This window comes from Pseudomonas sp. B21-051 (assembly GCF_024748795.1).
GTDB classification, from domain to species: domain Bacteria; phylum Pseudomonadota; class Gammaproteobacteria; order Pseudomonadales; family Pseudomonadaceae; genus Aquipseudomonas; species Aquipseudomonas putida_A.
The window spans coordinates 4,265,010-4,289,972 of the sequence record NZ_CP087166.1; the positions used below are offsets into that span (position 1 = coordinate 4,265,010).

Sequence of the window (24,963 nt, forward strand, 5' to 3'; positions counted from 1 at the left end):
GATGAAACCTCACGCCACAGCGATCAATCAGCGCCTGTTACGCGGTCAGACACCGTCGTATGAACGCTTGCAGGCGCGTCTGGCCGAAGACGGCAGCGAACTCGGCGCCGACCCCATTGCGGTGCATTGCGGCTGGGGCCGGTTGCTGATCGGTCACACCTTTCCTGACCCGGCGACCCTGGCGCAAGAACTGCTCAACGAACAGCCCGGCGAACGCGATATCGCCCTGTACGTCGCCGCACCGCAGCAGATTCTCGGTCTGGAACCGACGCAACTGTTTCTCGACCCGTCCGACACTCTGCGCCTTTGGTTCAGCGATTACCGCCAGGCCACTCGCGTGTTTCGCGGATTCCGCATTCGCCGGGCGCAAAGCGAAGCGGACTGGCAGGCGATCAATCTGCTGTATCAGGCCCGCGGCATGTTGCCGATCGATGCCACGCGGCTGACCCCGCATCATCAGGGCGGTCCGGTGTACTGGTTGGCTGAAGATGAAGACAGCGGCGCGGTGATCGGCAGCGTCATGGGCCTCAATCACCAGAAAGCCTTCAACGATCCGGAACATGGCAGCAGCCTGTGGTGCCTGGCGGTGGATCCGCAGTGCTCGCGGCCGGGCGTCGGCGAAGTGCTGGTGCGGCACTTGATCGAACACTTCATGAGTCGCGGCCTGAGTTATCTGGATCTGTCGGTACTGCATGACAACCGTCAGGCCAAGAATCTTTACGCCAAACTCGGTTTTCGCAACCTTTCGACGTTCGCGATCAAACGCAAGAACGGCATTAACCAGACGCTGTTCCTCGGGCCCGGGCCGGAAGCCAACTTCAACCCTTATGCGGGGATCATCGTCGAGGAAGCGCATCGCCGTGGCATCGATGTGCAGGTGGATGATGCCGAAGCCGGGCTGTTCACTCTCAGCCATGGTGGACGTCGGGTGCGTTGCCGCGAATCGCTGAGCGACCTGACCAGCGCGATCAGCATGAGTCTGTGCCAGGACAAGAGCCTGACCCACAAAGTGTTGAAAGCCGCCGGGCTGAAGCTGCCTTCGCAGCAACTGGCGGGCAACGCCGACGACAACCTGGCGTTTCTTGACGAGCATCAGCGTGTGGTGGTCAAGCCGCTCGACGGTGAACAGGGCCAAGGGGTGGCGGTCGATCTGCAGAGCATCGAAGAGGTGCAGCAGGCCATCGAAGCCGCCAAACATTTCGACAGCCGCGTACTGCTGGAAAGCTTCCACGAAGGCCTCGACCTGCGGATTCTGGTGATCGGTTTTGAAGTGGTGGCGGCAGCGATTCGTCGTCCCGCCGAGGTGGTGGGTGACGGCCATCATTCGATCGGTGCATTGATCGAGGCGCAGAGCCGCCGTCGGCAAGCCGCTACCAGTGGCGAGAGCAAGATCCCGCTGGATCACGAAACCCAACGCACCCTGCACGCGGCCGGGTATGACTACAGCAGCATCCTGCCGGCGGGCGAGCATCTGTTCGTGCGCCGCACGGCCAATCTGCACACCGGTGGCACATTGGAGGACGTCACCGCGATTCTGCACCCGACGCTGGTCGATGCAGCGGTACGGGCGGCGCGGGCACTGGATATTCCAATGGTTGGCCTCGATCTGATGGTGCCGGCGGCGGATCAAGCGGAGTACGTGTTTATCGAAGCCAACGAACGCGCCGGACTGGCTAATCACGAGCCGCAGCCGACGGCGGAGCGGTTTGTCGATCTGTTGTTTCCGCACAGTCAGCCGGCTGTTTCTTGATCCTGCTTTGTCTGGACTGACGCCTTCGCGAGCAGGCTCGCTCCCACAGGGGAACTCATCCAAATGGTGGGAGCGAGCCTGCTCGCGAAGGGGCCGAATCAGGCACCACAAATCCCTTCTCATCGAAACCATCGATGCGCCTCAACTCATCAGGAGTTTCCATGACCACACAAATCCCTGAACCGGATCTGAACTACCTGCAAAAAGTCCTGCTGGAAATGCTCGCCATTCCCAGCCCTACCGGGTTCACCGACACCATCGTGCGCTACGTCGCCGAGCGTCTGGAAGAACTTGGTATCCCTTTCGAAATGACCCGTCGCGGCACTATTCGCGCCACGCTCAAGGGCAAGAAAAACAGCCCTGATCGCGCCGTCTCCGCGCATCTCGACACCATCGGTGCCGCCGTGCGTGCGGTGAAAGACAACGGTCGCCTGACCCTGGCCCCGGTCGGTTGCTGGTCGAGCCGGTTTGCCGAGGGCAGCCGCGTCAGCCTGTTCACCGACAACGGCGTGATTCGTGGCAGCGTGCTGCCGCTGATGGCCTCCGGGCACGCGTTCAACACCGCCGTGGACGAGATGCCGATCAGTTGGGATCACGTCGAATTGCGTCTGGATGCGTATTGCGCAACCAAGGCCGATTGCGAATCGCTGGGCATCAGCGTCGGCGACGTGGTGGCGTTCGACCCGCTGCCGGAGTTCACCGAAAGCGGCCACATCAGTGCCCGTCACCTCGATGACAAGGCTGGCGTTGCAGCCCTGCTCGCCTCGCTCAAAGCCATCGTCGACAGCGGTCAGGAGTTGATGATCGACTGTCATCCGCTGTTCACCATTACCGAAGAAACCGGCAGCGGCGCGGCGGCAGCATTGCCGTGGGATGTCAGCGAATTCGTCGGCATCGATATCGCGCCGGTCGCGCCCGGCCAGCATTCCAGCGAACACGCGGTGAGCGTGGCGATGCAGGATTCCGGCGGGCCTTACGACTATCACCTGTCGCGGCATTTGCTGCGTCTGGCCAGTGAAAACGAACTCCCGGTAAGGCGCGACCTGTTCCGCTATTACTTCAGCGACGCGCATTCGGCAGTCACTGCCGGGCATGACATCCGTACGGCACTGCTGGCCTTCGGCTGCGATGCGACTCATGGTTATGAACGCACGCACATTGACAGTCTGGCGGCGCTCAGTCGTTTGCTCGGGGCGTACATTCTGAGTCCGCCGGTATTTGCCAGCGATGCGGCGCCGGCCAATGCTTCGCTGGATCGCTTCAGTCATCAGATCGAACATGACACGCAGATGGAGAGCGATACGCGAGTACCGTCGGTGGACAGTCTGGTGGGGCAGCGTTCCGACAGTTGAATCCTTATTGGCAGACCAATCACCTTCGCGAGCGGGCTCGCTCCCACAGAGGACACGCATTCCAAATGTGGGAGCGAGCCTGCTCGCGAATTGGCACGCCACGAAAACTGGCGGGGATATCGTAATCGCCGTAGCATCCCGCCATTGATTTAGCCGAGGTGCCCATGCTGATTCCCTACGACGCTCTTGAAGTCGACACCCTCACCCGTCTGATCGAGGATTTCGTCACTCGCGACGGTACCGACAACGGTGATGACACCCCACTGGAAACCCGTGTGCTGCGCGTACGGCAGGCACTGACCAAAGGTCAGGCGCTGATTGTTTTCGACCCGGAAAGCGAACAATGCCAACTGATGCTCAAGCACGACGTGCCCAAGCACCTGTTCGAGTGAAACCTCAGCGAACCTTTTCCCTGATCTGTTTGCGCTGGATCCGCTCGTAGACTTCAGAGCGATGCACATTGACCTTCTGCGGTGCCTCGACACCAAAACGCACGCTGGAACCGTTGACTGACAACACGCGTACGGAAATGTCGTCACCGATGGAAATCAACTCGCCCACAACACGGCTGAGTACAAGCATGGAGTTCGTCCTTCAGGGTTAGCCAGCCCTGAAGATGCGCGGTGGGCACGCGCTCTACAATGGGTCGCGCGCAATTCAGTCTTGCCCTACACCGTGAGTCGCTGAGCCCTTCAGACGTTTCCTGCAAAAGGCTAAACAGTCTCGCCTCAAGCCGCGGAAAATCGCGGCCCGAACAGGATCACGCTGGCGCCGATCACGCACAGCGCCACGCCGATCCAGTCCGAACCCAGCGGGCGCACGCGCTCGACCACCGCCAGCCAGCCGATCGACGCGACGATGTAGATCCCGCCATACGCGGCATAGGCGCGCCCGGCGTAAGCCGCTTCGACGCGGGTCAATAACAGGGCGAACAGGGTCAGGCTGAGCAGCGCCGGGATCACCCACAAGGCACTCTTGCCCTGACGCAGCCACATGAAAAAGGCGAAACAACCGGCGATTTCAAACAGCGCCGCAAGGAAGAACCACAGGTAATTGAGCATTGATGTGTCTCGACAGGGTGACCATTGCGGCCACACTAACGACGCGACACCCTTCGGGCAAGTTCAGCCGTTGGTTTGTCGGGCCTTGGCGCGCATTTTATCGGCCATGGTGGTCATCTCGTTGTAGATCAGTTGCGGGTTCTTCTGTTTGATCGCCCAGGCCATGCGCCCCTGCTCGTGCGGCAGGATCATGAATTCGCCGGCGGCCACTTGCTGGTAGATATACTCAGCGATGTCAGCCGCCGTGATCGGCGAACTTTCCAGCAACTTGCCGACCTGGGCTTTCATGGCCGGCGTCGGGCCACGGAACGAGTCGAGCAAGTTGGTCTGGAAGAACGACGGGCAGACCACATGCACGCTGACTTCCTGCTGCGCCAGTTCGATCAGCAAACTTTCCGACAGCGCCACTACACCGGCCTTGGCCACGTTGTAGTTGCTCATCGCCGGACCTTGCATCAGTGCAGCCATCGAAGCGATGTTGATGATCTTGCCTTTGCTCTGCTCGAGCAACGGCAGGAACGCCTTGCAGCCCTTGACCACCCCCATCAGGTTGATCGCGATCTGCCAGTCCCAATCCTCCAGCGACAGTTCGCTGAAGAATCCGCCGGACGCCACACCGGCGTTGTTGACGATCACATCGATGCCGCCCAGCTTCACTTCGCAAGCCTGGGCAAACGCGGTGAGCTGGCTGTAATCACGCACATCGCAACGCTGGGTGAAACCGTCGCCACCGGCTTCGCGCACCAGTTTCAGGGTTTCCTGCAGGCCCGGCTCGCTGACGTCGGACAAGGCCAGCTGCCAGCCTTCACGCGCCCAGCGCAGCGCGATTTCGCGACCCAAACCTGAGCCCGCGCCAGTGATCATCATGCGATTTTGCATAGCAGACAGCCTTGTTGTTCCGTAGGAGATGGGCGGAGTGTAGCGAAGGTTGTGAGTGCGCCCACTCTCCATCAAGTTGCTGAATGGAGGATCAAAAGATCGCAGCCTTCGGCAGCTCCTACAGGTAGTTGATGTAGGAGCTGCCGAAGGCTGCGATCTTTTGATCTTGCGCTTAAAGGAAATAAGCCTGCGGACCAAATACCTTAAAAAAACATTGAATTTTCTGTCACGCGCACCGGTCGGAATTTGTAAGCCGTCTGGAATTAGTTAGCCTCCAGTCGCCCTTGAACACCAAGACTTCTCGAATACTTTCAACAAGGAAATCGACATGGGCACAATTCTTATTATTATCCTGATCCTGTTGCTGATCGGTGGTCTGCCGGTCTTCCCGCACTCCAGAAGTTGGGGTTACGGTCCTTCGGGCATTATCGGCGTGGTGTTGGTGGTGCTGTTGGTCTTGCTGTTACTTGGCAGGATATAAAACCCCAAGACAAAAAAAGAGGCCCTCAGGGGCCTCTTTTTTATGCAGCGGTTTTATCAGTCCGGCTTGCCGTTGATCACACCGGCAGTGTTGTCCATCAGGCTCTTGGTCGCCGTTTGCAGGAACGCTTCAAGCTTGAGCTTCAGTTCGGCGGTACGCGGTGCGTCCGGAATGATCTCGGCAGAAGGGTTCGCGCCCAGTTGGTACTGGTAGATCTTCGGCGCCATTTCCTTCTCTTTCGGCAGCACCAGGATCTGGTCGGCGGTGACGATGGCAGTGGTCTGCTCGCTACCCGACGGCTTGATCACACCGAAACCGGTGTCGCCGGCCGGCAGGTTCAGCAGGTCACGACCCCAGCACTGATGACGCACTTCGCCACCCAGGCGACCCATGATGGTCGGCACGATGTCGATCTGCGTACCCACGGTATGATCACGGGTACCGAACTTCTCCTGGATGCCCGGAGCGATCATCAGCATCGGCACGTTGAAGCGGCCCAGGTCCATTTCGGTGATCTGGCGCTCGTTGCCGAAACCGTGGTCACCGACGATCACGAACAGGGTTTCCTTGAAGTACGGCTCTTTGCGCGCCTTCTCGAAGAACCGACCGAGTGCCCAGTCGGCGTAACGCATGGCGGTCAGGTGCTCGTTGAGGCTGCCGCGATCGGTCACGCGCTCCACCGGCAAGGGTGTCGGCAAGGCATACGGCGTGTGGTTGGACAAGGTCTGCAGCAGCGCATAGAACGGTTTGCCGTTTTCCCGTGCCTTCAGTTCCACCAGACCACGGTCGAACATGTCCTGGTCGGACACGCCCCAGGTCGGATCGGAGAACACCGGGTTGACGAAGTCGTTACGGCCAACGAAGTTGGTCATGCCCTGGTTACTGAAGAAGCCCGACTGGTTGTCCCAGGCGAAGTCACCGTTGTAGACGTAGACGTCGTCATACTTGCGCGCACTGAGCAGTTGCGGCAGGCCGGAGAGCTTGTGGCTGCCTTCCGGAGTCTGCATCAGGTATTCGAAGCCCGGCAGGTTCGGGAAGCACGCCATGGTCGCGAACATGCCCTGGTGGGTGTGCGTACCGTTGGAGAAGAAGCGGTCGAACAGCAGGCCTTCCTTCGACAGTTTGTCGAGGTACGGCGTGATGTTGCCCGGTGCGCCAAGTGCGCCCACCGAGTGACCGGCCATGCTTTCCATCAGGATCACGACCACGTTCTTGATCGGCAGGGTTTTGTCCGCTGGTGGCGTGTAGTCACGGCGCACGGCGGCAATGTCGGCATCAACCAGTTTGTCGTCCGGCATCACCAGCATCTCGCGCACCACTTTCTGCGCCTGTTCCTGCGGCAGCGTGGCTTTCCAGATGTTGCTGCGATCCTCGCCCATGCGGTCCTTGGCAGCGGCGATCAGCGACAGCGTGCCGTTGAGGCCGAGCTGGTTGGCGAAGTTCGATTCGGTGGTGTACACGTCACCCCAACGCAGTGGCGGGCCCTGACGCAGGGTGCCACGGGCCGCCACCACGCAGATCAGCAGGCAAACCACGAACACCGCCAGGCGGGTGTACCACGGCGCCACCTGACGGGTGCCGACGTTGCCGCCACTGAACGGGCCGCGTGGACGGGTCGCACGGTCGGCGCCCTTGAACGCCAGGGTCAGGATCACGGTGCCGATGACCCACGCCAGCAGGTAACGCACTACCGGGAAACCGTACCAGAGCATGCTCATCACGGTTTTCGGGTCTTCCTTGACGTACTGGAACACCAGGCCGTTGAGGCGCTGATGGAACTCACGGTAGAAGTCCATTTCCATCAGGCCGAGGAACAGCGCGATGCTGGACGCCACGGTCAGCCACAGACGGAAGAAGCCACGCGCAGCCATTGCACGGGCGCTGAACAGTGCGAGCAGCAGCGGAACGCAGACGTAGACCACCAGGCGCAGGTCGAAACGCAGGCCGTTGGCGAAGGCTTCGAGGAAGGTCGAAGCCGGGGTATCGAGGATCATCTCGCGGTTGTAGACCAGCAGCGCGAGGCGCAGCACGGAAAACATCACCATCATGACCAAGGCACACAACAATGTGTAGGCCAGATGCGATTTGACGGTCGGTTGCAGCAGGCGAGTGGAAGATCGCTGCTGATTCAGGGCGTCCGGGTTTGCCATGTCGTTTTAGGACCCATTGGAAGTTGAAGTTGCAAAATACAGCGGCGCCATGCCCTCTTTTGGCCATTCCAGACCCCGGGGCGTGCGCGGTGCGCAAATGTTGCACGATCAACGACAGCATTGCCATTGATTACTGCCCTACTGCCCGACTCTTTCATATAAGCGATCGGACGGGGACAAGCTGAATTGCGCGGGCGAATTGTCGGGAAAGGTTTGTGAAAATTTCGTGCAGCGCATATCTGGAAACACAATATAGCGACAAAACAAAACGCCCCGAATCGGTCGGGGCGTTTTGCTGTCAGCGCGAAAAATTACTTCTCGGCGCGTTCTTTCAGGGCTTTAAGGGTATTGAAGGGAGCGTCGACCACGAACTTGTTGGCAATCATGCTCGGTACGCTGCCGCCGGGCTCAGTGTGCACCTGATAGGTCACTTCGACTTGGTCACCTTTGGGTACGAACTTCCAGAACCCTTTGACCTGAGCGACACGGACAAAGCCCTTCTCTTCGGGAAGGTACTTCGGCACGCCTTCGAGGTTGCGGGTCAGGCTGCCATCGGCGCCTTCGACGGTGGTGATGTGCAACACCGAATCACGTGGGGTCACTGGCCACGGCGTATTGAACTGGGTGTAGGTCCAGCTCTGATCGCCCTCGTGCTTGAGCAGCTTCTGGGCTTTGCACTCGTGAATCCAGGCGCAGGCTCCGGCCACGTCTTCCTGCAAGGCACGCAGTTTGGCAACGGTGGTCTTCATCAGGGCAACCCCCTGATAGGACTTGTAATCCGAACCCGGCACTTCGGCCAGCGAGACCTTGATCCCGTCTTCGTTCTTGGCGACCTTCCAGTCCTCAGCCTGAGCCACCGAAGTAGCCAGCACAGCCGTCAAACCACACAACACAGCGATACGATGCAGCGAACCCATAGTCTTATTCCTTATTGTTGAAGTTCCGTTCGTTTGACACATCACGCCGCCGTCATCTGCTCCCACCAGCCGATCAGTTTTATCGCTTCCTCGGAGCTGCTGCCACAGACTTCGACATCGGCGGCAAATCCTGAACAGACCGCGGGACGCTCTGGCTGACCGAAAATGCTGCACAGGTTTTCGACCGAGAGTTGCACGCAACGTTCGCCGGCAGGTTTGCCGTTGGGCATGCCCGGAATGGCAGAACTGATGGACGGGGCAATGCAGCAAGCGCCACAGCCTTCACGGCATTTCATGACGAGCAAGTCCTCGCGACGGGCAATGTGTTAAAGAGACACGGACAGAGTAACCGCTAAAACGGTTGTTTCAAATTCCCTGAACCGGGGTTTTTACCGATAACTGAATGTGACTGACCAGTCTCCGACAAAGCGTCTGGTCTGCGGGTCACGGATCGATTGAATCTACTGCTTGAACTCGAAATCCAGCGCTGCGCCTTCGACTTCGCGGCGCTCTTCGTTGCGCAGCTGCAACTGCATTTCATTGCTGAGCAGCCGGCCGTTGAGCTGGAAGCCGCTGTTCTTCTCGCCAAACATCTGCGGCAGGATCGCGTCGTGTTTGGGCATCGGCACGGTGCCGGCAGGTTTGAGCTGCTGGACCATGTCTTTGGGCAGGCTCAGGTCCAGTTTGGCCGGCGGCAGTCTGGTTTTAGCCACTTCACTGGCCGGTTTTGACTTGGAGGCAATCGGGGACCGCTTCTTCACCGGGGCCGCTTTCTTCTGCGGGGCTTTCTTCGTCTGAGCTTTCTTGTCCGCAACGGGTTTGTTGCTGGCCGTTTTGCTCGCCGCAGCTGACGCCGCAGGCTTTTCCTGAACGGCGGCTGCCATGACACCGGGCGCATGGCCCATCGTCAACACACCAAGCAAAATCCAGGCAGCAGGCAAAATCGCTTTCATGAGCCCCACAACACTAACGGCAGAGGGCCATATGCTCGCCTGTTGAGCGTCACAAGACAAGCACGGTGCGCCACTCGTTCAGAAACCGCCTGCGGTTTCCTGACACAGTTGAGTCGCCAGCAAACCGAGGGTCATCAGCGCCCTTTCCGCCTCGCGATTCCACGGCGTGCCGCAGTTCAGGCGGATGCAGTGGTTGAACTGCTCGGTATTACTGAAGATCAGCCCCGGCGCAATACTGATGCCCTGCTGCAAGGCGCGGACATGCAATTCCTGGGTATTGACCCTGCCCGGCAGACTCACCCAGAGGATGAAACCGCCCGTGGGCCGGGTCATTTGCGTGCCTTCGGGGAAGTACTGCTGCACCGCCAACTGGAACGCGCTGAGGTTTTTTCGGTATTCCTGGCGGATGTACCGTAAATGCCGGTCATAACCGCCATTTTCCAGATAAGCGGCAATCGCCATCTGGGTCACACTACACGCCGAATGCGTGGTGAAGGTCTGCAGACGCTGGATTTCCTGCTGATACTTGCCGGCAATCATCCAGCCGACGCGTACACCCGGCGACAACGTCTTGGAAAAGCTCGAGCAGTAGATCACCCGATCCAGTCGATCGTAGGCCTTGAGGGCTTTGGTGCGGCCCTGTTCGAACATCAACTCGCCGTAGATATCGTCTTCGACGATCTGGATATCGAAGTCCGAGGCCAGGCGCAGCAGTTGTTTCTGCCGCTCTTCCGGCATGGTGCCGCCCAGTGGATTGCTCAGGCGAGTGGTCAGAACCAAGGCTTTGATCGACCATTGGTTCGCCGCCAGTTGCAAGGCTTCGAGGCTCATGCCGGTGGCCGGATCGCTGGGGATCTCGATCACTTTCAGGCCCAGCAGGTCGGCCAGTTGCAGCAGACCGTAATAGGTTGGCGATTCGGCAGCGATCAGATCACCTGGACGGGTCAGCACCCGCAGCGACATCTGCAGCGCATCGACACACCCGTGGGTAATCACCACTTCCGATGGATCGACGACGACCCCGGCATCGCGCATGCGGATCGCCACTTGCCGGCGCAACGGTTCGAAACCGGGGCTGAACATGTAGCTGAACGCCCGCGGACTATGAAATCGGGTGACCTTGGCCAGTTGTTGATGCAGCGCGCGAACCGGCAAGTAATCGACGCTAGGTACAGCGGCGCCCAACGGGAAAACTCCCTCGCGCCGGGATTCGACCAATACTTGCTGAATGATGCTGGCGCGGGTGACCAGGCCTGGCCGCTCGACCCGGGCGATGTCCGGGGTCGGCGCTGTCAGTGCCGGGGTCTGGTGCACGTAGTAACCGGACTGCGGTCGTGCACGTATCAGGCCCTGATCTTCGAGATTGGCGTAAGCCTGCAACACCGTTGCATGGCTGACATTGAGCTGCGAACTCATCTTGCGCACCGACGGCACGCGTTCTCCGGGCTGATAGACACCGCGCCGGATGTCTTCCGCCAGTTGTTGAGCAATACGTTGGTAGAGCAAGAGGTTGGTCATGACGCAGCACTCGATTTCACGGGCATTTTATTCTTGTGTGAAACAATACCGGAACAGTTTAGAAGTGTACTGGGACAGTTGCTACCATAGTCGACCGTACAGTGCAGTGTCAGCTACAACTGTACGGATTTGCGCGCTATTCGACAGACGTAAAAAAGCCCGGTAAATCCGGGCTTTCACACTCCTGTAGGAGCTGACGAGTGGAACGAGGCTGCGATCTTTTGATCTTGCTTGTGAAGCCGGATCAAAAAATCGCAGGCTTCGCCAGCTCCTACAGCGGTACGCGTCGTTCAGGAGACTGCGCCGAACCCGCAGTTCAGCGGGCGGCGCCGAGCTGGCCTTTTTCGTCGGAAAACACAATTTCCACCCGACGATTCTGTGCCCGCCCGCGCTCGGAAGCGTTGGCGTCCACCGGGTACTCGTCGCCGTAACCTTCGACCTGAATACGCTTGTCCTCAATTCCGAGGTCCATCAGTACATCGGCTACCGCTTGCGCGCGATCACGCGACAGCTTGAGGTTTTCCTGTTTGCCACCAGTGCTGTCGGTGTAGCCCTCGATGCGCACCACGCGTTTCGGGTTGAGCTGCAGGAACTGCACGATCTTCAGCACCACGCGGTTGGCCGAGTTTTTCAGCTCCGCCTCGCCAGTGTCGAACAGCACGTCACCGAGGGTCATCACCAGTCCGCGATCGGTTTGCGTGGTGGCCAGCGCGACGATCTGCTCCTCAAGCCACTTGCCCTGCTGCTGCACACTCAGCAGTTTGGACTCGCGCAGGGCCAGTTGCAGGCGTTGACGCTCCAGCTCAAGCTTCGCCGCGCGCTCTTCGTTGAGCACCAGATTGGTGTGTTCGCGGGCGATTTCGCTGTAGCGCTGACTCAGGTAGGCGTAATGCACCACGTCCGAGCCACTGCCCCAATAGGTGGACAGGCGATCGGCACGGGCCAGCGACTCACCGGCGCGGATCACATCCTTCGGCGCGATACGCAGCACGTTGGAATCTTCCTTGACCTTCTGGAAATCACTGCCGGCCTGTTGCAATGCGGCCTCACCGTGTTGACCGGCGCAACCATAGAGGCTCGCGCAACCGGCCAGAATCAATCCGCCGAGGGCTTTGGACTTCAGGCTCATTGGGCATCTCCCAGTTGCTTGCGCAGTCGGATGATGCGGGTGTTGAGCACGTTGAGTTGCTCTTCGCTCTTTTGCGTCAGCACCCTGGCTTCGGCCAGACGAGCATCCAGCTCGGCCTGTTCGGCACGCATGCGGGCGTTCTTGAAAGACTCGTCGGTCATGTTGCCCTTGGCCCGGTTGAACTTGTCTTCGGCCAGTTTCATTTCCGGCAGTTCATCGGCGGTCGCACCGACAGCCCTGGCCTGGGTGATGGCCTGCTCGGTCAGACGCATTTGCTCATTGGGTGCCGGATCGTTGGCGCAGCCGGCCAGGGCCAGAACGGCCATGGCCGCGAAAAGAGGTCGAATACTCACTAAGAATCCCTACTGTTTTGGGGCACTGACAGGTGGCTGCGGCTGTTGCTGCTGAGCCTTCCAGCGCTCGATGTTGCGTTGCAGCGCGGCTTCGGTCAGTCCGGACGCGGGCAATTCTGTCATCTTTTTTGCGAGCTGTCCGCGCAACCACGGATCGTTGCAGGCCGAGTTGTGCGAAACCGCGAGGAACAGTCCCGGTCGGTCGATCGGTTGCTCGAACGCCAGCAGATCATTGGCCATACCCAGTGCCTGCGCGGCGGCCATGCCCGAGTAGCGACCGGCGAGTACATATTCCACTTCACCCAGCAGAAGTTTCTGAAAGGCCTGGGTGATGTTTGCCGTCCGGGTCAGGGTCAGATTCTGCTCGGCGAAAGTGCCGAATGCCTGGGTCATTCGAGACTTTTCCGACAGCCCCCCGGTGTGCCCGTGCAGGTCCCTGGCTTCGCTGTAGACCAGCGTCGAGCCTTTGCGCGTCCACACCAGATAGTCGTTTTCCAGCAACGGCGGATAGATGTAGTCGAGGTTTTCCAGCTCGTTGAACATCAGCGGCGTGTCGGCCAGCATGTCCATGCGCCCGCTGCGCACTTCATCAAGGGCCTGCGCGCGTTTGCCGGCGTAGAGCAGCTCGACCTTGATCCCCAGATCCTTGGCCACTTGCTGCAGCAGGTCGGCACTGGCGCCGATCAAGTGCTTGGGATTCTGCGGGTCCTGCCACAGGTACGGCGGCGCATCCGGGCTGCCGGTGACGACGAGGCGCTCGCATTTGCCGGCAGCCGCAGCCATCCCCGGTAACAGGATCAATCCCAATAACAACCCGCGGCGCAGATCCATGGCAAAACACTCCCACGCAAATTCGAGACAAAAAAAGCCCGACCATAAGGCCGGGCTCTTTATAAGTGAAGCCGCCGGATTAGACCAGCTTCTCCAGCTCAGGTACCGCTTCGAACAGATCCGCCACCAGACCGTAATCGGCCACCTGGAAGATCGGCGCTTCTTCGTCCTTGTTGATCGCAACGATCACTTTGGAGTCTTTCATGCCGGCCAGGTGCTGGATCGCGCCGGAGATACCGACGGCGATGTACAGCTGTGGCGCAACGATCTTGCCGGTCTGACCGACCTGCATGTCGTTCGGTACGAAACCTGCGTCGACCGCGGCGCGCGAAGCACCGACGGCAGCGCCCAGCTTGTCGGCCAGGGCGTACAGGTGTTTGAAGTTGTCACCGTTCTGCATACCGCGGCCGCCGGAAACGACGATCTTGGCAGCAGTCAGCTCAGGACGATCGGACTTGGCCAGTTCTTCGCTGACGAAGCTGGAAGTGCCGGCGTCGTGCGCAGCAGCAACCGCTTCAACAGCTGCCGAACCACCTTCAGCGGCAACCGGGTCGAAACCGGTGGCACGCACGGTGATCACTTTGATCGCAGCGGTCGATTGCACGGTAGCGATAGCGTTACCGGCGTAGATCGGACGCTTGAAAGTATCGGCGCTTTCTACCGAGATGATCTCGGAGATCTGGTCAACGTCCAGCGCAGCGGCAACGCGCGGCAGGATGTTTTTGCCGTTGGACGTGGCGGCAGCCAGGATGTGGCTGTAGCCCTTGCCCAGCTCTGCAACCAGCGGCGCAACGTTTTCCGGCAGCTGATGCGCGTAAGCGGCATTGTCAGCGTTCAGGACTTTGCTCACACCAGCGATTTTCGCAGCGGCTTCAGCCACGGCGCCAGCGCCTTGACCCGCAACCAGCACATGGATGTCGCCGCCGATTTTGGCAGCAGCAGCCACGGTGTTCAGGGTGGCTGGAGCCAGCACCTTGTTGTCGTGTTCGGCGATTACCAAGATAGTCATGATCAGATTACCTTCGCTTCGTTTTTCAGTTTCTCGACCAGTTCAGCCACCGATTTGACCTTGATGCCTGCGCTGCGTGCAGCCGGCGCTTCGACTTTCAGGGTCTTGTTGGTGGAGGCGGTGGAAACGCCCAAAGCATCCGGAGTCAGCACTTCGAGAGGCTTCTTCTTGGCTTTCATGATGTTTGGCAGGGACGCGTAGCGCGGCTCGTTCAAACGCAGGTCGGTGGTGACGATGGCCGGCAGTTTCAGGGAAACGGTCTGCGCGCCGCCGTCGATTTCGCGGGTCACGGCAACGCTGTCGCCGGAAACTTCGACTTTCGAGGCGAAAGTGCCCTGACCGTAGCCGCTCAGTGCAGCGAGCATCTGACCGGTCTGGTTGTTGTCGCTGTCGATGGCCTGTTTGCCCAGGATCACCAGCTGAGGCTGTTCCTTGTCGACCACAGCCTTGAGCAGCTTGGCCACGGCCAGCGAAGTCAGGTCTTCAGCGGATTCGACGAGGATGGCGCGGTCGGCACCCAGAGCCAGTGCGGTACGCAGCTGTTCCTGAGCGGTGGACGGGCCGATGGAGACGACGACGATTTCAGTCGCAACACCTTTCTCTTTCAGGCGTACGGCTTCTTCCACTGCGATTTCGCAGAACGGGTTCATCGACATCTTGACGTTGGCGAGGTCTACGCCGGAATTGTCCGCCTTGACGCGAACCTTGACGTTGTAATCCACAACGCGTTTGACAGCTACAAGAACCTTCATGGATTCCTCGTTACTCTCCGGTGAAAAGAAAGTCGCCTAGGCGAACCTGGCGGATGATGCTCATCGGGCACAAGGGCACCTCTAAAAACGCCGGCGGGGGGCGATGACCGTTCGTCAGTGGTGACCAACGAGTCATTGATTCGCACGGTGTGTAAACTGCGCGCCGGACTTGCGCTGCGCATCACCTTGTACTGCCTGTGCCCTGTCTTTAGAGGTGCTCTTGAAACCGCCAGTCTGCCTACGGCGAGCGCAAAACCGCCCGTATCTTGACCGGAACGCCTATTCCGGTCAATACGGCAAAATGGCCGTTCATAAGCCGGGGCTTCTTTGATTTCTCTGGGCTGGAGCCGATTCAAACAAACGTTTGTATTGGACGCTCGGAGTGGTGTAGATATAATGCGCCGCCTAGAGAGAAAGGTGGTTTGCCCATTATTACCCTTGACGTTAACGTAAAGGCAATAACGGATACGACACCGAACCTCCAAATTAGAAAAAAAACTGTTGAGCCTTGAGTAGGAGATAGCCTGTGGAACGCGAATACATGGAATTCGACGTGGTCATCGTCGGTGCCGGCCCCGCTGGCCTGTCCGCCGCCTGCCGTCTGAAGCAGAAGGCCGCCGAAGCCGGTAAGGAAATCAGCGTCTGCGTGGTCGAAAAAGGCTCCGAAGTCGGCGCACACATCCTTTCCGGTGCCGTGTTCGAACCACGTGCTCTGAACGAACTGTTCCCGGACTGGAAAGAACTCGGCGCCCCGCTGAACACTCCGGTCACCCGCGATGACATTTTCGTGCTGAAAAACGCCGACAGTGCGCAGAAAATTCCTGACTTCTTTGTGCCCAAGACCATGCACAACGAAGGCAACTATATTATTTCCCTCGGCAACCTGTGCCGCTGGCTGGCCCAGCAGGCCGAGAACCTGGGCGTGGAAATCTACCCGGGCTTCGCCGCTCAGGAAGCGCTGATCGACGAAAACGGCATCGTGCGCGGGATCATCACCGGTGATCTGGGCGTCGACCGCGAAGGCAACCCCAAAGAAGGCCTGTACACCCCGGGCATGGAACTGCGTGGCAAGTACACGCTGTTCGCCGAGGGCTGCCGTGGCCACATCGGCAAACAACTGATCAAGCGTTACAACCTCGACAGCGATGCCGACGCCCAGCACTATGGCATCGGCCTGAAGGAAATCTGGGAAATCGACCCGGCCAAACACCAGCCAGGCCTGGTGGTGCACACTGCCGGTTGGCCGCTGGACATCATGGGCACCGAAAACACCGGCGGCTCGTTCCTCTATCACCTGGAAAACAACCAGGTAGTGGTCGGTCTGATCGTTGACCTGTCTTACAGCAACACTTACCTGTCGCCGTTCGACGAGTTCCAGCGCCTCAAGCATCACCCGGTGCTGGCTCAGTACCTGGAAGGCGGCAAACGCGTCAGCTACGGCGCCCGCGCCATCTGCAAAGGTGGCCTGAACTCGCTGCCGAAAATGGTCTTCAAGGGCGGCGCGCTGATCGGTTGCGACCTCGGCACCCTGAACTTCGCCAAGATCAAAGGCAGCCACACTGCGATGAAGTCCGGCATGCTCGCTGCTGAATCGGTGGCCGACGCGCTGTTCGCCGAAAAGGATGGCACCGAAGAGCTGACCTCCTACGTCGACGCGTTCAAGAAGAGCTGGCTCTACGACGAACTGTTCGCCAGCCGTAACTTCGGCCCGGCGATCCACAAGTTCGGCGCGATTGTCGGCGGTGGTTTCAACTGGCTGGACCAGAACATCTTCGGCGGCAAACTGCCGTTCACCCTGCACGACACCAAGCCGGACTACGCCTGCCTGAAACTGGCGGCCGACTGCAAGAAGATCGACTATCCGAAGCCGGACGGCAAACTCAGCTTCGACAAACTGAGCTCGGTGTTCATCTCCGGCACCAACCACGAAGAAGAGCAGCCGTGCCACCTGAAGCTGACCGACCCGAGCATCCCGATCAGCAAGAACCTGCCACTGTACGACGAACCGGCGCAGCGCTACTGCCCGGCCGGCGTCTACGAAGTGATCACCAAGGAAGACGGCGAAAAACGCTTCCAGATCAACGCCCAGAACTGCGTGCACTGCAAGACCTGTGACATCAAGGACCCTTCGCAGAACATCACCTGGGTCACGCCGGAAGGCGCTGGCGGCCCGACTTACCCGAATATGTAAGCTGTATCGCTGAACGACGAGGCTCCCGAAATGGGGGCCTTTTTGTTGCCCACAATTCCTCTGACACCACAAAACAACTGTGGGAGCGAGCCTGCTCGCGAAAGCGGTGTGTCGTTAACAATGATGTCGACTGATACACCGCCTTCGCGAGCAGGCTCGCTCCCACAGGGGATTATCGTCGAATCAGGCTACGCGCTCATCGCCAGGGCTGCGCTCGAAGTAGCGCTTGTACTCACGACTGAACTGCGACGTACTCTGATACCCCACCCGATGCGCCACCTGCGCCACGCCTAGCCCTTCGGCGACCAGCAAGGTCTGCGCCTTGAGCAAGCGTAAACGTTTCAGATACTGCACCGGCGACAACAGCGTGCTGCGCTTGAAGTGCTCGTGGAAGGACGAAACGCTCATGTTCGCGCAACTGGCCAGAGTCTCGACATTCAGCGGCTCGGTGTAATGCGCATGCAGGTGACTGATCGACGCCGCGACCCGGGCGAACTGCCCCTGCTGCTCGACCAGCGCGCGCAACACATCGGCCTGTGGCCCGCGCAACGCAGTGAACAACAATTCACGCACCCGCGCCGGCCCGAGAATCTGCCGCTCCAGCGGATCGTGCAGGCAACGCAACATACGTTCGACACAGCCGCGCATGTCATCGTCGAGCACCACCGAGGTCATCGACTCCGGCGTTTGCGCCGGAATGTGCCGCCCCGGCGCCAGCCCCATGGCCAGCACCAATTCACCGAGCAGCACCCGGTCGATCGCCACCGACACCCCCAGCAACGGCGCATCCGGCAAGGCAAAGGTTTCGCACTCGAACGGCACCGGCAGCGCCTGAATCAGGTAGTGCCCGGCGCCGTACTCCATGGTACGCGGGCCGAGGAACGCCAGTTTGCTGCCCTGGGCGATGATCATCAGGCTCGGCTCATAAATGTGCGGGCCACGCGCCACGTCGCAACTGGCGCGCAACACCTGCACGCCGGGTAACCCGGTCTGGCTGTAACCATCGCAGAGCGCCAGCGGCTCGATCAGCGAAACCAGTGTGGCATTGGCATCAAGGTGACGGGTCAACTGCATCGGAGGGGTCTTCAAAAAAGTCACGGAAAAAGGCATGCAAGCATCATCGCAGATCCTTTTGCCAATGCGCTTGCCCAGACCTGCATGCCGGAGGATTAGGCATGAGACCCGGAGGAATCGTCATGGCCGCAGCGGCAGACGGCGCCCAAAATGCGCCACCTCACCTGTCACTGCTTCTGCGAGGTTTCTCATGTACACCGCTATCGGTTATGCCGCCCAATCGGCCACCACTCCCCTCGCCCCGATGAAATTCGAACGCCGCAGCCCACGCGCTGACGACGTGGCGATCGAGATCCTGTATTGCGGCGTCTGCCACTCCGACATCCACCAGGCTCGCAACGAATGGGGCATCGCGGTTTATCCGTTGATGCCCGGCCATGAGATCGTCGGCAAAGTCACCGCCGTTGGTGCGAACGTCACCCAACATAAAGTCGGCGATCTGGTCGGCGTTGGCTGCATGGTCGACTCCTGCCGCACCTGCGCCGCCTGCCAGCAGAACCTCGAGCAATACTGCCTCGAGGGCCCGACCATGACCTACGCCACCCCGGACCGGGTCGATGGCAGCAACACCATGGGCGGCTACTCCGACAGCATCGTGGTCAGCGAGCACTTCGTGGTGCGCATCCCGGAGAAACTGGATCTCGCCAGCGCCGCGCCGATCCTCTGCGCCGGCATCACCACCTACTCGCCGCTCAAGCACTACGGGGTCAAGGCCGGCGACAAGGTCGGGATTCTCGGCATGGGCGGCCTCGGCCACATGGGCATCAAATTCGCCAAGGCGATGGGCGCGGAAGTCACGCTGTTCACCCGTTCGGCGAGCAAGGCCGAAGAAGGTCGTCGTCAGGGCGCCGATCACGTGATCGTCTCCACCGATGCCGAGCAGATGGCTGCCGCTGCAGGCCGTTTCGATTTCCTGCTCGACACCATTCCGGTGCAGCATGATCTCAATCCGTACCTGCAAACCCTGCGCTTTGATGGCGTGCACATTCTGGTCGGTCTGATCGAACCGATTGATCCGCCCGTGCACGCCGCCAACCTGGTGCTGGGCCGTCGCGTGCTGGCCGGTTCGTTGATCGGCGGCATCGCCGAGACCCAGGAAGTGCTGGACTTCTGCGCCGAGCACAACATCACCTGCGACATCGAAATGCTCGACATCCGCCAGATCAACGAGGCTTACGCCCGAATGATTGCCGGTGACGTGAAGTATCGCTTCGTGATCGACATGGCGACGCTCAAGGTCTAAGGCCTCAGACCTTCAAGCCAAGCTCCGCCGACAGCCGGGCTGTGACCCCTTTGATCAGGGGGATCAGCTCGGCCATTTTTTCCAGCGGCATGTACGGCACGGTGCTGGCGATACTGATCGCCGCCACAATGTGTTTGCTCGCATCACGAATCGGCGCCGCCACGCAGCGGATCGACGGTTCGTTATCCTCCAGATCGAAGGCGTAGCCACCGGCCACGTACTCGGCCATGCGCTGCTCAAGCTGTTCCCACGACTGCTGCGGATGCTGCGGCCAGAACTGACTTTTCCCACCCACCGGCAGGCTGATGTCGTACAGGCGCTGCCAATCCTGCGGCGCATCATCGAGCATCAATGCCTTGCCGATCCCGGTGCGCGCCAACGGCATGCGATGGCCGACCCGCGAGCGCATTTCCGGACCGTTACGCCCCGGATTCTTCAGCAGATACAAGACCTCGTCGCCCTCACGAATGCCCAGGTGCACGGTGTCGCCGGTCAGCGCCGACAACTCGTCCAGATACGGCCCGGCCAGACTCACCAGCGGCAACTCTTCGCGCGCCTGAAACCCCAGCTCGATCAGTTTTGGCCCCAGCAGATAGCCGATTTGTGGCACCACGCGCAGATAGCGCTCGTCGACCAGGCAACTGGCCAGACGATGGGTGGTGCTGCGCGTGGTGCCGATCAGCCGGGCGATCTCTTTCAGATCGCGGGCGCCACTGGCCACCGCCTGCACCACACCCAGGCCGCGAAGCAGCGTCTGGGTGCCGGTGGGAGCGGCGTCCTTGGTTTTTTCCGGGGCGTCTTCCTGCATATCCAGCCTTTACCGTTGAGCGAGGGAACGGGCGGCATTATGGTCGCCCGACGCTGACCACTACAACTCGATACGTTCGACCTTGCCCACCAGCAGCACGTAGGACAATGCACCGATCAGCGCCAGCACCGCGATGTAGGTGATCGCCGGGGCGAACGAATCACCGCTGGCGAGGAAACCGATGACAATCGGCGTGGCAATCGCCGACAGGTTGCCGATGAAGTTGAACACCCCGCCGGTCAGCCCCAGCAACCGCGCCGGAGCGAGGGTCGAGACCAGCGACCAGGTGATCGAGGCCAGACCGTTGCCGAAAAACGCCAACGCCAGGAAGGCAATCACCAGCGGTGTCGATTCAACGAAATTGGCGCCGATGATCGAGGTTGAAATCAGCAGCCCACCAATGATCGGCAACTTGCGCGCGAAGCCCACGCTGCAGCCACGGCGGATCAACAGGTCGGAAAAGAACCCCGAACACAGCACGCCGACAAAGGCCGCGAGAAACGGCAGTGAGGCCAACAGGCCGGACTTGATGAAGTCCATGCCACGGTATTTCACCAGGTAAGTCGGGAACCACGTCAGGAAGAACCACAGCGTCGAGTTCAGGCAGAACTGGCCGAGGTAGATGCCCCACAACTTGCGTTTGCTCAGGACGATGCCGAGGTCGGTCCAACTGAACGAGGCCTTGGCCGTTTGCGCTTGAATGTCCACCAGTCCGCCACCCTCGCGGATCAGGTCGATCTCCGCGTCGTTGGCGCCCTTGAAGTCTCGCGGTTCGCGATACACCGCGTACCAGATAGCTGCCCAGATAATGCCCGCCACACCGGTCGCGACAAACACCATGTGCCAGCCGAATTCATGTTGCAGCCAGGCCAGCACCGGGGTCAGAAACGCCAAGCCGACAAACTGCCCGGAGGTGTAAAAACCAATCGCCGTGGCCCGCTCACGCTCGGGAAACCAGGTGGTCACCACGCGGCTGTTGATCGGATACGCCGGTGCCTCCAGCGCGCCGACCGCCATGCGCAAGACGAACAGGGCAATGAAGCTCGCGGCGAAACCGAGCAACACCGTGGCCAACGACCACAGCAGCAGCGCGACGCTGTAGAGAATGCGCGGCGGCACCCGATCCACCAGCCAGCCGCCGGGAATCTGCATCGCGGCGTAGGTCCAGCCGAATGCGGAGAAAATCAGCCCGACATGCACCGGATCGATGCCCAGTTCACTGGTCAGCGCGGGCGCGGCAATCGACAGGTTGCTGCGGTCTAGGTAGTTGATGACCACGGTGATGAACAGCAACACCATGATGAAAAACCGCTTGCGGCTGGGCGTGACTAAAGACGCCTGCCCGGTGAGGGTTTGCGTTGGCATGGGGGGTGCCTCTTCTTATGATTATTTGAGGTCATTGACGCAAATCTCCCATCCATGGAGATCAACACTGTAGGAGCGAGCCTGCTCGCGAAAGCGTCGGGCCAGTCACATCGATGTCGGATGTGACATAGCATTCGCGAGCAGGCCCGCTCCCACAGGGGGACACAGGTGATTCAGGGTCTCACCACTCGGCAAAACTGCCATCGGCATGGCGCCAGATCGGGTTGCGCCAGCGGTGGCCGACCGCCGCACGTTCGATCACGTATTCCTCGTTGATCTCGATGCCCAGCCCTGGCCCGTTCGGAATCTTCACGAAGCCCTGGTCGTAGTCGAACACTCGCGGATCTTTCACGTAGTCGAGCAGATCGTTGCTCTCGTTGTAATGGATACCCAGACTCTGCTCCTGGATAAACGCGTTGTAACAAGCCGCATCCAGTTGCAGGCACGCCGCCAGCGCAATCGGCCCCAGCGGGCAATGCAGCGCCAGCGCCACGTCGTAGGCTTCGGCCATGTTGGCGATCTTGCGGGTCTCGGTGATACCGCCGGCATGCGAGGCATCCGGCTGGATGATGTCGACGTAGCCTTCGCTCAGCACCCGCTTGAAATCCCAGCGCGAGAACAGCCGCTCGCCAAGGGCGATCGGCGTGCTGGTCAACGGTGCCAGCTCTTTCAGCGCTTCGTAGTTTTCGCTGAGCACCGGCTCTTCGATGAACATCAGTTTGTACGGGTCGAGCTCCTTCATCAGCACCTTGGCCATCGGCTTGTGTACCCGACCGTGGAAGTCGACGCCGATACCGACGTTCGGCCCGACGGCATCGCGCACCGCAGCCACGTTGGCCAGGGCCAGATCGACTTTCTCGAAAGTGTCGAGAAACTGCAGCTCTTCGGTGCCGTTCATTTTCACCGCAGTAAAACCACGACTTACCGCCTCTTTCGCGGCACGCGCGGTGTCGGCCGGACGATCGCCACCGATCCACGAATACACACGAATCTTGTCGCGCACCTGACCGCCGAGCAGATCGCTGACCGACACGCCGAGGGCCTTGCCCTTGATGTCCCACAGCGCCTGGTCGATACCGGCCAGCGCGCTCATGTGGATGGCGCCACCACGGTAGAAGCCGCCGCGATACAACACCGTCCAGATGTCCTCGATGTTGCGTGGGTCTTTGCCGATCAGGTAGTCGGACAATTCTTCAACGGCAGCGGCGACAGTGTGTGCGCGGCCTTCGACCACAGGCTCGCCCCAACCGGTCACGCCCTCATCGGTTTCGACCTTGAGGAAGCACCAGCGCGGCGGGACGATGAAGGTGGTGAGTTTGGTGATTTTCATCTGTTTGTCTCTCTTGTTAGATGCAGCGCACGCAGCGCCGGATAAATCTCAGCGAAGGGCCTTCCAGGCAGCCACGTAGGCCTTGGCATTGGCCGCCACTTGCTCAACCGTCATGCCCGGTTTGAACAGGCCGGAACCGAGGCCGAAACCTTTCACGCCAGCGTCGATGAACGCTTGCATGTTGTCCGGGGTGATCCCGCCGACCGGCGCCAGCACCGTCCCGGAGGGCAACACCGCGAGCCACGCCTTGACCACCGCCGGGCCCATCTGCTCGGCCGGGAACAGCTTGAGAATGTCCGCGCCCTCCTCCAGCGCCGCAAACGCTTCGGTCGGTGTCGCAACACCCGGCGACAGGTACAGCCCCGCCGCTTTCGCCGCACGCAGCACTTTGGCGTCGCTGTGCGGCATGACGATCACCTGGCCTCCGGCCTCTTTCACCAGCTCGACCTGCTCCGGGGTCAACACCGTGCCGGCACCGATCAGGCAATCGGCGGGCAAGGTCTGACGCAGGATGCGGATACTTTCGTACGGCGACGGCGAATTGAGCGGTACTTCGATGACGCGAAATCCGGCGGCATACAGGACTTCTCCAACAGCAGCGGCTTCCTGCGGATGCAGGCCACGCAGGATTGCGATCAGACCGTTTTGTGCCAGTGCTTGCTTGAGCATGTCAGGCCTCCAGTCAGGGTTAACGGGATGAGGAATCGAGCAGCCCGGCGGCCAGCGCCAGTTGCCACAGGCCACGCTCGGTGGCCTGCTCGGCCAGCGTGACACGAGCGAAACCGCAGGCATCGAGGGCACGCCCGTAACGGGCGCAGAGTTGCGCGTTGCCGATGAGGATGATCGACGGCAGATGCACGCTGTTGCGGCGGCGCCGCTGGGCTGCGGCAAGCGCCACCAGTTCATGGCCAATCATCAGCCCGGAGAGGTAATCCGCTTGCGCCGTCGGCGCCAGCTCGCCGGTCAGGCCCAGGGTGCGGGCACTGAATAATGTGGAGAGCACACCCAGTTCGCCGTCCGCCGACAGCGCCACTTGCACGCCACGGTCAAATGCCACGCCGTCGAACGCCGCACCCTGTTGCTGGGTACGCCCGAGAATGCTGTGCTCACTGAGCACAGCGAACACTTCGCCGGTCATGAAGGTGTCGAAATGAGTGATGCGGCCCTCGACCACCTCCACCCACTTGGAGTGGCTACCCGGCAGACCGATCAACAGATCGCCGCCCGCCTCGGCCGGCAGGTTCTGCAGTACGCCGAGGACCTGGGTTTCTTCGCCGCGCATCACATTGGGCAGACGCGAACGCTGGATCACCCCCGGCACGATATGTACCCGCGTGCCGCGCAGACTGACCAGTGTTTGTAGGGAATTTCCGAGATTGGCGACGTTCGCCGGCGTCTCGCAGTAGGCGGCTTCGCGCCAGCCCTGGGCGCTGCCGACCATACCGCAGGCGATCACCGGCAGATCCGGCTGCGCATCGAGCCAGTCGCCGCACGCCTCTTCGAAGGCCAGTTCAAAACCGTCGGCGCATTCATCACCGTTGATGAATCGCGGCGTCTTCGGCAACTGCATGATCCCGGACGACAGCGCTCGCTGCTCAAGCACCACCCCGCCCGCCGCGAGTTTGTAAGCACGTAATGAGGTTGTACCCCAGTCGAGCGCGATCAATTGCGCCTGCATCGCTTCACCTGTTTTGTTTTTGACAGTGAGTGCGACGGACTATAGACCTCACAAGCACGAAATCTCAATATGTAATTTTACATCCCATATTTTGGGATGAAATCAATTGATTTTGTTCAACGCTAAACGACGTCCGTTC

25 protein-coding genes are annotated in these 24,963 nt (G+C 60.3%); 6 read left to right on the plus strand and 19 right to left on the minus strand.

Annotated elements, in window-relative coordinates; genetic code table 11:
• The first annotated feature begins 1 nt into the window (after position 1).
• From ngg to LOY52_RS19035, 3 genes are all read left to right on the plus strand, one after another.
• On the plus strand, positions 2–1,750 hold the full coding sequence (gene ngg, locus LOY52_RS19025) for an N-acetylglutaminylglutamine synthetase (protein ID WP_258675602.1): 1,749 nt from the start codon (positions 2–4) through the stop codon (positions 1,748–1,750).
• Between the two features lie 161 nt (positions 1,751–1,911).
• Positions 1,912–3,102 carry an osmoprotectant NAGGN system M42 family peptidase gene (locus LOY52_RS19030; RefSeq protein WP_123587489.1) on the plus strand — a complete coding sequence of 397 codons (1,191 nt, stop codon included), beginning with the start codon at positions 1,912–1,914 and terminating at the stop codon, positions 3,100–3,102.
• 164 nt (positions 3,103–3,266) lie between these two features.
• Positions 3,267–3,494: a YheU family protein gene (locus tag LOY52_RS19035; RefSeq protein ID WP_007965656.1), complete on the plus strand. Its 228-nt coding sequence runs from the start codon at positions 3,267–3,269 to the stop codon at positions 3,492–3,494.
• Between the two features lie 4 nt (positions 3,495–3,498).
• On the opposite strand, the gene csrA is transcribed toward LOY52_RS19035, so the two are convergent.
• The 3 genes from csrA to LOY52_RS19050 form a co-directional block, all read right to left on the minus strand.
• Complete coding sequence (gene csrA / locus LOY52_RS19040) at positions 3,499–3,684, minus strand: carbon storage regulator CsrA (protein WP_258675603.1); 186 nt, start codon at positions 3,682–3,684, stop codon at positions 3,499–3,501.
• Between the two features lie 146 nt (positions 3,685–3,830).
• Positions 3,831–4,163 (minus strand): YnfA family protein, encoded by a 333-nt coding sequence (locus LOY52_RS19045; protein ID WP_003226957.1) that lies wholly within the window; start codon positions 4,161–4,163, stop codon positions 3,831–3,833.
• Positions 4,164–4,226: 63 nt separating this feature from the next.
• Entirely contained in the window at positions 4,227–5,042 is an 816-nt protein-coding gene (locus LOY52_RS19050; RefSeq protein ID WP_258675604.1) for an SDR family oxidoreductase, read from the minus strand.
• 322 nt (positions 5,043–5,364) lie between these two features.
• Here LOY52_RS19050 and LOY52_RS19055 point away from each other — a divergent pair, with 322 nt between their 5' ends.
• Entirely contained in the window at positions 5,365–5,523 is a 159-nt protein-coding gene (locus LOY52_RS19055) for a DUF3309 family protein (protein ID WP_169432680.1), read from the plus strand.
• A 56-nt stretch (positions 5,524–5,579) separates the two neighbouring features.
• On the opposite strand, the gene LOY52_RS19060 is transcribed toward LOY52_RS19055, so the two are convergent.
• From LOY52_RS19060 to LOY52_RS19105, 10 genes are all read right to left on the minus strand, one after another.
• On the minus strand, positions 5,580–7,673 hold the full coding sequence (locus LOY52_RS19060) for an LTA synthase family protein (RefSeq protein ID WP_258675605.1): 2,094 nt from the start codon (positions 7,671–7,673) through the stop codon (positions 5,580–5,582).
• A gap of 311 nt (positions 7,674–7,984) precedes the next feature.
• The gene (locus tag LOY52_RS19065) at positions 7,985–8,590 is read right to left on the minus strand and encodes an START domain-containing protein (protein ID WP_258675606.1); all 606 of its coding nucleotides are present in this window, start codon (positions 8,588–8,590) and stop codon (positions 7,985–7,987) included.
• A gap of 41 nt (positions 8,591–8,631) precedes the next feature.
• Positions 8,632–8,886, minus strand: coding sequence for a YkgJ family cysteine cluster protein (locus LOY52_RS19070; protein WP_041069283.1), 255 nt, complete (start codon positions 8,884–8,886; stop codon positions 8,632–8,634).
• Between the two features lie 165 nt (positions 8,887–9,051).
• The gene (locus tag LOY52_RS19075; RefSeq protein WP_258679927.1) at positions 9,052–9,543 is read right to left on the minus strand and encodes a translation initiation factor 2; all 492 of its coding nucleotides are present in this window, start codon (positions 9,541–9,543) and stop codon (positions 9,052–9,054) included.
• 78 nt (positions 9,544–9,621) lie between these two features.
• On the minus strand, positions 9,622–11,061 hold the full coding sequence (locus LOY52_RS19080) for a PLP-dependent aminotransferase family protein (RefSeq protein WP_003226969.1): 1,440 nt from the start codon (positions 11,059–11,061) through the stop codon (positions 9,622–9,624).
• Between the two features lie 316 nt (positions 11,062–11,377).
• On the minus strand, positions 11,378–12,190 hold the full coding sequence (locus LOY52_RS19085; protein WP_258675607.1) for an OmpA family protein: 813 nt from the start codon (positions 12,188–12,190) through the stop codon (positions 11,378–11,380).
• Positions 12,187–12,543, minus strand: a complete 357-nt coding sequence (locus LOY52_RS19090) for a DUF4398 domain-containing protein (RefSeq protein WP_258675608.1) — start codon at positions 12,541–12,543, stop codon at positions 12,187–12,189. The genes LOY52_RS19085 and LOY52_RS19090 overlap by 4 nt, the downstream gene beginning before the upstream one ends.
• 9 nt (positions 12,544–12,552) lie before the next feature.
• Positions 12,553–13,374 (minus strand): ABC transporter substrate-binding protein, encoded by an 822-nt coding sequence (locus tag LOY52_RS19095; protein ID WP_098964995.1) that lies wholly within the window; start codon positions 13,372–13,374, stop codon positions 12,553–12,555.
• A 79-nt stretch (positions 13,375–13,453) separates the two neighbouring features.
• Positions 13,454–14,383: an electron transfer flavoprotein subunit alpha/FixB family protein gene (locus LOY52_RS19100; RefSeq protein ID WP_007961977.1), complete on the minus strand. Its 930-nt coding sequence runs from the start codon at positions 14,381–14,383 to the stop codon at positions 13,454–13,456.
• 2 nt (positions 14,384–14,385) lie between these two features.
• On the minus strand, positions 14,386–15,135 hold the full coding sequence (locus LOY52_RS19105) for an electron transfer flavoprotein subunit beta/FixA family protein (RefSeq protein WP_003226982.1): 750 nt from the start codon (positions 15,133–15,135) through the stop codon (positions 14,386–14,388).
• A gap of 526 nt (positions 15,136–15,661) precedes the next feature.
• Between LOY52_RS19105 and LOY52_RS19110 the strand changes: the two genes are divergently transcribed.
• The gene (locus LOY52_RS19110) at positions 15,662–17,326 is read left to right on the plus strand and encodes an electron transfer flavoprotein-ubiquinone oxidoreductase (RefSeq protein WP_047598758.1); all 1,665 of its coding nucleotides are present in this window, start codon (positions 15,662–15,664) and stop codon (positions 17,324–17,326) included.
• A gap of 183 nt (positions 17,327–17,509) precedes the next feature.
• Here LOY52_RS19110 and LOY52_RS19115 read toward each other — a convergent pair whose 3' ends face one another.
• Positions 17,510–18,400: an AraC family transcriptional regulator gene (locus LOY52_RS19115; protein ID WP_258675609.1), complete on the minus strand. Its 891-nt coding sequence runs from the start codon at positions 18,398–18,400 to the stop codon at positions 17,510–17,512.
• A gap of 190 nt (positions 18,401–18,590) precedes the next feature.
• Here LOY52_RS19115 and LOY52_RS19120 point away from each other — a divergent pair, with 190 nt between their 5' ends.
• Positions 18,591–19,643 carry an NAD(P)-dependent alcohol dehydrogenase gene (locus tag LOY52_RS19120; RefSeq protein WP_183785949.1) on the plus strand — a complete coding sequence of 351 codons (1,053 nt, stop codon included), beginning with the start codon at positions 18,591–18,593 and terminating at the stop codon, positions 19,641–19,643.
• Positions 19,644–19,647: 4 nt separating this feature from the next.
• Here LOY52_RS19120 and LOY52_RS19125 read toward each other — a convergent pair whose 3' ends face one another.
• The 5 genes from LOY52_RS19125 to LOY52_RS19145 form a co-directional block, all read right to left on the minus strand.
• Complete coding sequence (locus tag LOY52_RS19125; RefSeq protein WP_258675610.1) at positions 19,648–20,451, minus strand: IclR family transcriptional regulator; 804 nt, start codon at positions 20,449–20,451, stop codon at positions 19,648–19,650.
• A gap of 60 nt (positions 20,452–20,511) precedes the next feature.
• Entirely contained in the window at positions 20,512–21,816 is a 1,305-nt protein-coding gene (locus LOY52_RS19130) for an MFS transporter (protein WP_258675611.1), read from the minus strand.
• Between the two features lie 181 nt (positions 21,817–21,997).
• The gene (gene dgoD / locus LOY52_RS19135; RefSeq protein ID WP_016770960.1) at positions 21,998–23,146 is read right to left on the minus strand and encodes a galactonate dehydratase; all 1,149 of its coding nucleotides are present in this window, start codon (positions 23,144–23,146) and stop codon (positions 21,998–22,000) included.
• A gap of 48 nt (positions 23,147–23,194) precedes the next feature.
• Positions 23,195–23,815 carry a 2-dehydro-3-deoxy-6-phosphogalactonate aldolase gene (locus LOY52_RS19140; RefSeq protein WP_041069252.1) on the minus strand — a complete coding sequence of 207 codons (621 nt, stop codon included), beginning with the start codon at positions 23,813–23,815 and terminating at the stop codon, positions 23,195–23,197.
• 19 nt (positions 23,816–23,834) lie between these two features.
• Entirely contained in the window at positions 23,835–24,824 is a 990-nt protein-coding gene (locus LOY52_RS19145; protein ID WP_258675612.1) for a 2-dehydro-3-deoxygalactonokinase, read from the minus strand.
• Positions 24,825–24,963 lie beyond the last annotated feature (139 nt).

Bases quoted from the DNA above. Each gene is read 5' to 3' on its own strand.
- ngg (WP_258675602.1), top strand. From the start codon at position 2: ATGAAACCTCACGCCACAGCGATCAATCAGCGCCTGTTACGCGGTCAG.
- LOY52_RS19030 (WP_123587489.1), top strand. From the start codon at position 1,912: ATGACCACACAAATCCCTGAACCGGATCTGAACTACCTGCAAAAAGTC.
- LOY52_RS19035 (WP_007965656.1), top strand. From the start codon at position 3,267: ATGCTGATTCCCTACGACGCTCTTGAAGTCGACACCCTCACCCGTCTG.
- csrA (WP_258675603.1), bottom strand. From the start codon at position 3,684: ATGCTTGTACTCAGCCGTGTTGTGGGCGAGTTGATTTCCATCGGTGAC.
- LOY52_RS19045 (WP_003226957.1), bottom strand. From the start codon at position 4,163: ATGCTCAATTACCTGTGGTTCTTCCTTGCGGCGCTGTTTGAAATCGCC.
- LOY52_RS19050 (WP_258675604.1), bottom strand. From the start codon at position 5,042: ATGCAAAATCGCATGATGATCACTGGCGCGGGCTCAGGTTTGGGTCGC.
- LOY52_RS19060 (WP_258675605.1), bottom strand. From the start codon at position 7,673: ATGGCAAACCCGGACGCCCTGAATCAGCAGCGATCTTCCACTCGCCTG.
- LOY52_RS19065 (WP_258675606.1), bottom strand. From the start codon at position 8,590: ATGGGTTCGCTGCATCGTATCGCTGTGTTGTGTGGTTTGACGGCTGTG.
- LOY52_RS19070 (WP_041069283.1), bottom strand. From the start codon at position 8,886: ATGAAATGCCGTGAAGGCTGTGGCGCTTGCTGCATTGCCCCGTCCATC.
- LOY52_RS19075 (WP_258679927.1), bottom strand. From the start codon at position 9,543: ATGAAAGCGATTTTGCCTGCTGCCTGGATTTTGCTTGGTGTGTTGACG.
- LOY52_RS19080 (WP_003226969.1), bottom strand. From the start codon at position 11,061: ATGACCAACCTCTTGCTCTACCAACGTATTGCTCAACAACTGGCGGAA.
- LOY52_RS19085 (WP_258675607.1), bottom strand. From the start codon at position 12,190: ATGAGCCTGAAGTCCAAAGCCCTCGGCGGATTGATTCTGGCCGGTTGC.
- LOY52_RS19095 (WP_098964995.1), bottom strand. From the start codon at position 13,374: ATGGATCTGCGCCGCGGGTTGTTATTGGGATTGATCCTGTTACCGGGG.
- LOY52_RS19100 (WP_007961977.1), bottom strand. From the start codon at position 14,383: ATGACTATCTTGGTAATCGCCGAACACGACAACAAGGTGCTGGCTCCA.
- LOY52_RS19105 (WP_003226982.1), bottom strand. From the start codon at position 15,135: ATGAAGGTTCTTGTAGCTGTCAAACGCGTTGTGGATTACAACGTCAAG.
- LOY52_RS19115 (WP_258675609.1), bottom strand. From the start codon at position 18,400: ATGCAGTTGACCCGTCACCTTGATGCCAATGCCACACTGGTTTCGCTG.
- LOY52_RS19120 (WP_183785949.1), top strand. From the start codon at position 18,591: ATGTACACCGCTATCGGTTATGCCGCCCAATCGGCCACCACTCCCCTC.
- LOY52_RS19125 (WP_258675610.1), bottom strand. From the start codon at position 20,451: ATGCAGGAAGACGCCCCGGAAAAAACCAAGGACGCCGCTCCCACCGGC.
- LOY52_RS19130 (WP_258675611.1), bottom strand. From the start codon at position 21,816: ATGCCAACGCAAACCCTCACCGGGCAGGCGTCTTTAGTCACGCCCAGC.
- dgoD (WP_016770960.1), bottom strand. From the start codon at position 23,146: ATGAAAATCACCAAACTCACCACCTTCATCGTCCCGCCGCGCTGGTGC.
- LOY52_RS19140 (WP_041069252.1), bottom strand. From the start codon at position 23,815: ATGCTCAAGCAAGCACTGGCACAAAACGGTCTGATCGCAATCCTGCGT.
- LOY52_RS19145 (WP_258675612.1), bottom strand. From the start codon at position 24,824: ATGCAGGCGCAATTGATCGCGCTCGACTGGGGTACAACCTCATTACGT.